Raw genomic sequence first — 6,000 nt, 5'->3', positions numbered from 1 at the left:
AGTCCCGCCGAATACGAGACCGCACTCGCAGCCTGACCACCACACCGATGGTGTCCGTCAAAGCGGAACAAGCTCAGTTCGTCATCCGCGCCCAGAGCACCTGGTCCCGCCCCACGCGGTCTGTCACTCGCTCTTCCTTGTAGCCAAGCTTCGGGCCGGCCACGTCCCACTTGACGGTCAACGCGCCTTCGGGAACGACACGTTCGTCCGACCAGGACAGGACATAGGGCACCACCGATGGCTTCCGGGCCGCAAACTCAGGCACTCTTGAACTCCTCGATTTCAGAGGCCCCATGCCCCTCGATGCGATCTCGTACGGAGGTCTCGCGCTCCGGCAGCCCCCGATCCACCAGCGCCGACTGCAACAGCCCCAAGGCGTCGAGCAGGAACCGGCAGTCGTCACGGTCCTGCGCCGAGCGAGCTACCAGCCTCCTCACCGCCGATTCGTCAGCGTCCGTTGGCCCGTCCCCGAGGGGCAGAAGTTCCGATGGCACGCCGCGCTTCGGGCGCCTACTCATGGGCCCACCCGGATACCGAACGGACGACCGCGGTGCCCTGCTGCACAGCAGAGGCCGTCTGAAAGTCGAGGTCCGGCCGGGCGACCGGCGCCGGCGCGCTGTCAGCCCTCGCTGCCCCGCCGATCAGGAGGGCCGGTGGCATCAGGCCCAAGGCCCCCAACAAAGCCACGGCGAGCCCAGGACGGGACGGCTTCTCCCTCGCATGCCGGCCGCTCACCGCACCGCTCCGCTACCAGCCATGGCGCTCAACGGCGCCCAGGTGAAGAGCAGCTGCGCACCGTGGCGACCCAGGTGATCCAGCTCCGGATACCGCAGCTCCGACTCTGAGGACAGTGCGGTCGGCCAGCGCGTCAGGACGACGTCGACCTCACCGCGCTCCGCCATCTCCCTCACCAGCCGCCACCCCGAGCGCAGGCAGGGGTTCGGCTCCCCGTACGGGTCGGAGATCTCCGCCTTGATCTGCAAACCGTGCTTCTCAGCGAAGCTGTGGCCTTCCTCGACGGCCCGCTGCTCAGCCAAGCCATGGGGCTGGCCGCTACGGGTTGCGCAGACGTAGAGGACGGCTGGGGTTCTGGTACTGGTCCTTGTCATCTTGGCCCTCCCGGGCAAGGGGCTGTTGAGGCCGGGAGACGTCGCCGCCGCCCGGTACCGATGCACAGCAGCATCGCGACGCAGGCATGACCGCCAAAGGTCCAGCTGATTACCCAACTTGGGTAACATCACCAGCCGCAGAGAACGAGCGACATCGCGTAGCTTCAACCGCGGGAGCCAGCCGCATGCCGAAGTCAGCCCAGCCACGCGAACTTCCCGCCAGGCTGCTCACCGATCCCGAGATGATCGACGCCTGCCGGGTCCGCGACTTCAGCAGGGTGTTCCGGCTGGTGAAGAAGCAGGCTGGCATCTACCCATCGATGATCGCCCGCCTGTGCGATCTCACTCCGAGCCGCGTAGGCGAAGTGATCGCCGGGGAACGCCGCTTGCAGCACATGGACGTGGTCGAACGCATCGCGGACGGCTTGCGCATCCCTGGCCACATGCTGGGGCTGGCCCGGCGGTCATGGGAGACACCTCCAGCCCTCACCGTGACCGAGCGGGAGCCGGCAACCGAACCCCCGTCGCTGCTGCCGGAGCAGCCCAAGCCCGTGGACCTTCCCGGGGTCGACGTGGACAGCATCCTTGCCCTCACTTCGGCACCCGACCCGAGCCCATCCACCCTGAAAGCGCTACGGGCATCGATCGAGGACTACTGGCGGCGCGACGACCAACACGGCGGTGAGACACTGCGACCAGCGGTGGTCGGACAACTCCGTTACGTCGTAGGACTCTTGGGCGAGAGCAAATCGAGGCCCCTCAAGAACGACTTGTACGGAGTCGCGGCCGAACTCGCCCGGCTCACCGGCTGGACCCACTTCGACGCCCGCCAGTACCACCAGGCCCGCGCCTATTTCACGCAGGCCCTGCAACTGGCCAAGGAAGTCGACGACCGTCCGTTCATGGCCAACGTGCTGGCCTGCATGAGCTTGCAGGCGACCTACCAGGACAAGCCCGCGGACGCCTTGGCGTTCGTCCAGGCCGCCCAGGACGCGGCCCGCGCCGACAACGGAGCGACCGCACGCGTTCATTCGATGCTGGCCATGCGGGAGGCGTTCGCGCATGCCTCACTCGGGAGCCGGACCGCCACCCACGCAGCGCTCGCCGAGGCGCACCGACAGTTCGAGCGGATCCGCACCGACGACCCAGACCCTTCCTGGGTGACCTACTTCGACGAACCCAAGCTCATCGTGGACACCGGCATTGCCCACGGCCAACTCGGCGAAGCAGCAGCCGCAGAACCCTTGATCGCGGACGCCATACGCAGAGAGCACGGAACCAACCAGCGCGGACGGGCCTTCCACGCGTTCTGGTTGGCCCGTACACAGCTCCAGCTCGGCAAGCTCGACCAGGCATGCCACACCGCCACGCAGGCCCTGGAGCCGGCGTCGGCGGTTGCTTCCGAACGGCTGGCCGGCCACCTGAGGGAGTTCTACGGGCAGCTGACTCCGTACCGCGGCGAGACCGCCACCGACGCCTTCGAAGCGCGCCTGCGGGAAGTGCTGCCCGCCTGATTCAGCGGATCGCCTCGTCCATGAGGACGTACAGCAGGCCGACCAGTGACCCGCTACTGACGATCTCCCGGCGGTCGATCATGGCGCGCACGTCGGCGAGCGGGACCCACTCGATCCGGTCGGATTCGTTCTTCTCCGTCGGAGGCCCGACGTACGTCGCGCTGTCAGCACGGAAGACGTAGTGCTGCGAGTCGGTGATCCCGTTGGCAGGCTCCGCGTAGATCAGCGGCTTCATCGGCCCTGGGCGCCAGCCAGTCTCCTCCAGGACCTCACGCGACGCGGCCTGCTCCGGCGTCTCGTCTTCCTCTATGAGACCCATGGGCAACTCCCATGCCCACGCATCGGTGATGAAGCGGTGACGCCACATCATCAGCACCTCACGACGCTCGTTGACCACAGCGGCCACAGCCAAGTGCCGGAGTCGGACGACGTGGTGCTCCCAACGGCGCCCGTCAGGCTGCTGGACGTCCACCAGGCACAGGTTCACCCAAGGATTCGTGTAGATCTGCCGCTCGCCATGGGTCTTCCACTGCATGAACGCCGCCTCTCTCGCCAGGTGGCGTCCAGCATCTCAGACACGGCTCGGGCGCCCCCTGCCGAAGGTGTGCGCACGACCGGTAGACAAGACCAGTTGAGGTCCGGGGCCCGGGGCGCCGCCGACCGAGTCGAAAACGACGGTGGCCCCGGCCGCGCCTTCGGGGCGATCCGAATCGCTCTCGTCGAAGGGGCGCCGAAGTCCCGACGGCTTCCTCACCGCTTACCGGGTGCGCGGCCCACCCGAGGCCCTTCCGCGGGAACCGGGTATGCCCGACGAGTTCCGGTGTCGATGAGGATCTGCTCGGCCTGGGTGACGTTGCCGGCCTGGACGGCCCTGGCCATCGCGGAGCGGGCGGCTTCAGGTGTCGCGTGCGGCGGGACCACGAGCAGGGAGAAGTAGTCCTGGTCGCCTCGGGTGATGAGGACGGTGTCGTCGCCGACCGGGAAGGAGTCGATGTGCACGACCCGGTCGTCGATGGTCAGGCGGGTCGGTAGTGCTTCCCAGGCGCCGGCGTCGAGGCCGACCCGCAGGACGGGGCCGAGGTGCTCGGTCAGCGCGGCGATCAGGCTGGGCAGCTCGGCGCCGATGTCGCGGGACCGCGGCCACCACGCGCCGTCGAGAACCTGCTCGCGGGTTTGCGTGGTCACCAGCCTCAAGAGGGCAGTCCCGGGCCTGACGGCGTGGTGGACCGCGTCCGGCAGAAGCTGCGGGACGCGAGGGGTGTCTGACTCGGCCATGTGTGTTCGCCCGCCTTCCCGGGCGGTGGGTCCGCCCGGCGAGGTGACCTTGTCACTTCACCGTACTCCGAGCGCCGGGGCGCGGGCGCCGCGCGGCGACGGAAACGGATTCGCGTTCGCCTGGAAATTTCCTGGTCACACGCGTCTTCACGGACTGGCGGCCGGAGTAGAGTGAAGAGACCGGGAGTACTTCGCACACCGGCTCCCACGCCGATGTCGTTTCCGGCGAGCGACAGCACCGGGACATTCGACGACGAGCCCCGGGGACAGGTCCGCGCCATGACCGCGACCATCGACCGCATCATCATCAGCGAGCGCGAACCTTCGCCACCCTCCCGCCTCTCCTTCACTCCGGCAGGATCGCCTCCGGGGCTTCTGGACGGTGCCTGGTGGCCTCGCTCCCGCGATCTCTTCCGCGAACTTCCCGCACTGACGAAGGTGCTGGACACGCGCTGGGACCGGATCACCCATGTCACGGTAAACCCGACCTGCTGGCCCGTGGTGCCCCGCAAGGTGCCGGTGAACGGGCACACAGTGCATGTGGGCTGGTTCGCCGAAGAGCAGGATCCGAACAAGGCGATACTCCTCTCCTACACCGCGGGCCGCTGGGACCTGCTGGTGATCCCGCCGGAGACCGATCCGGCTGCCGCCGCCCGGCTGATGTCCGCCGCAGCCACCCCTGGTGGCCTGCTGACCGCCAGCGCCCTCATGGCGAGCGAGCACACCACCCGTGACGCACAAGAGACTCTGTGGCGGGAAGAAGACTGGGAGACCGACGGCGGAGCCGTCTCGGCAAACGGGGGCCGTGCATGACATCGACCTTTTCCTGACCGGGGGCGGTGGGTGTGACGCCGCGGCATCACACCCACCGACACGTCGTCCTGTCCGTCCCACGCGAGCGAGGTCACCATGAAGCCACCGGAACTCCCCTCAGCCGGGCGCGCCGACGTACGGATCGTCGCCGCGTCCCCCGAAGCCGCCCGTCAGGTCGCAGACGTCCTCCGTCGTCGCTTTGCCGCCACCGAGCAGCGCAGCTACCCCGTCGACGACTCCGGCGGAACCCGCCTCCACTTCACCATCGACACCATTCACACACCGGAGCTGGCGCAACCCTGGCTGGTATCCAGTCGATCCTCCGGGGACGCCCGCACGCAGACGGACGAAATCTGAAGCGAGGGCCCGCAAGGGCGGCGAGGCAGGCGTACTGCCGCGCCTGCCCCACAGGCACCGACGCGGTGCCCGGCGCGAGTGAGCGGCAATCATGGCAACACTGCACGAGCGGAAGCACTACCGCGAGGCGATCATGAAGGCCCTGTACGAGACGACGGAAGGCAATCGATTCCTTGGCGTCACCGGGGCGAAGCTGCGCGACGACCTTCAGATCCCCGAGCAGGATCTGGCCGCCGCCTGCGCATACCTGGTGGGCGAGGGGCTGGTCACCGTCGATTGGGCGCAAGGGAACACCCCCGTGATGGTCACGCTGACGCACCAGGGAATCCGGCTCCTGGAAGCCGAAGAGGAGGAACGGGGCTGACGCGACGCGAAGGCCGCCTCCGGGAACCCAGCCGCCCCAAGTGCGGTGTTTGTATCGGTCGGGCAAACATTGAGGTCGCGAAAGCCGCCTGATGTCCACGCTCAGAGCCCAGGGTTGATCCGCGTCATGCGTCCTGACTTGGTCGCGCCGCACGTCTTGCCGGGCCGAGCGGGTATCGCAGGCGCAGACACCGGGCACCTACGCCAATCGCCAGACCAGGGCGAAGAGCGAATGCCATGGTGGTCGGACATCAACGGTCCCCATGCCACCGGACGTAGACGGCGAGCTGGACATCCGGCTTGGGAAGGACGACGACCTTTTGACTGACAAACGCTGCGAACGCTGTGACCTCATGATCGGGGCGGGGTGCGCCTGCCTGTCCGACGGCTCCGCCCCTCGCATGGCACGCGGGCATGTATCGCCACGGACGATCGGACGTGTGGAGGCGTCCAGCGCCATCATTGTGTCGCCCGCTGGGAACGCCCACCTTCCGGGCTGCGACCACCTTTCCGATAGCGAGATCTCTCCTCCGAAGTTCGGCTGGGTGGCCAGCCCCGACCCCCACACG

Annotated in this window: 8 protein-coding genes; 4 read left to right on the top strand and 4 right to left on the bottom strand. The window is 67.9% G+C overall.

Going from position 1 to position 6,000, the window contains the following annotated elements; genetic code table 11:
* Positions 1 to 73 precede the first annotated feature (73 nt).
* Both ACJ6WD_RS26290 and ACJ6WD_RS26285 read right to left on the bottom strand, forming a co-directional pair.
* Positions 74 to 265, bottom strand: coding sequence for a hypothetical protein (locus ACJ6WD_RS26290; RefSeq protein ID WP_407616629.1), 192 nt, complete (start codon positions 263 to 265; stop codon positions 74 to 76).
* 466 nt (positions 266 to 731) lie between these two features.
* A complete protein-coding gene (locus tag ACJ6WD_RS26285; RefSeq protein ID WP_233660378.1) occupies positions 732 to 1,037 on the bottom strand; it encodes a hypothetical protein in 306 nt (101 codons plus the stop codon).
* A gap of 257 nt (positions 1,038 to 1,294) precedes the next feature.
* On the opposite strand from ACJ6WD_RS26285, the gene ACJ6WD_RS26280 reads away from it, so the two are divergent.
* Complete coding sequence (locus tag ACJ6WD_RS26280) at positions 1,295 to 2,623, top strand: hypothetical protein (RefSeq protein ID WP_376441962.1); 1,329 nt, start codon at positions 1,295 to 1,297, stop codon at positions 2,621 to 2,623.
* Position 2,624: 1 nt separating this feature from the next.
* Here the strand turns inward: ACJ6WD_RS26280 and ACJ6WD_RS26275 are convergent, their stop codons facing one another.
* Both ACJ6WD_RS26275 and ACJ6WD_RS26270 read right to left on the bottom strand, forming a co-directional pair.
* Positions 2,625 to 3,158, bottom strand: a complete 534-nt coding sequence (locus tag ACJ6WD_RS26275) for an NUDIX hydrolase (RefSeq protein WP_376441965.1) — start codon at positions 3,156 to 3,158, stop codon at positions 2,625 to 2,627.
* A 215-nt stretch (positions 3,159 to 3,373) separates the two neighbouring features.
* Positions 3,374 to 3,898, bottom strand: coding sequence for a DUF5994 family protein (locus ACJ6WD_RS26270; RefSeq protein WP_016575890.1), 525 nt, complete (start codon positions 3,896 to 3,898; stop codon positions 3,374 to 3,376).
* A 279-nt stretch (positions 3,899 to 4,177) separates the two neighbouring features.
* Here ACJ6WD_RS26270 and ACJ6WD_RS26265 point away from each other — a divergent pair, with 279 nt between their 5' ends.
* The 3 genes from ACJ6WD_RS26265 to ACJ6WD_RS26255 all read left to right on the top strand — a co-directional run bounded on the left by ACJ6WD_RS26265 (position 4,178) and on the right by ACJ6WD_RS26255 (position 5,432).
* Positions 4,178 to 4,711 carry a DUF5994 family protein gene (locus ACJ6WD_RS26265; RefSeq protein WP_376171139.1) on the top strand — a complete coding sequence of 178 codons (534 nt, stop codon included), beginning with the start codon at positions 4,178 to 4,180 and terminating at the stop codon, positions 4,709 to 4,711.
* Positions 4,712 to 4,807: 96 nt separating this feature from the next.
* On the top strand, positions 4,808 to 5,068 hold the full coding sequence (locus ACJ6WD_RS26260; RefSeq protein WP_038520978.1) for a hypothetical protein: 261 nt from the start codon (positions 4,808 to 4,810) through the stop codon (positions 5,066 to 5,068).
* A 91-nt stretch (positions 5,069 to 5,159) separates the two neighbouring features.
* Positions 5,160 to 5,432, top strand: coding sequence for a hypothetical protein (locus ACJ6WD_RS26255; RefSeq protein WP_016575893.1), 273 nt, complete (start codon positions 5,160 to 5,162; stop codon positions 5,430 to 5,432).
* The last annotated feature ends 568 nt before the right edge of the window (positions 5,433 to 6,000 follow it).

Origin of the sequence: Streptomyces sp. VTCC 41912 (assembly GCF_045799175.1) — a bacterium.
Taxonomy (GTDB): Bacteria; Actinomycetota; Actinomycetes; order Streptomycetales; family Streptomycetaceae; genus Streptomyces; species Streptomyces albulus_C.
This window is presented reverse-complemented; position numbering and strand designations above follow the sequence as displayed.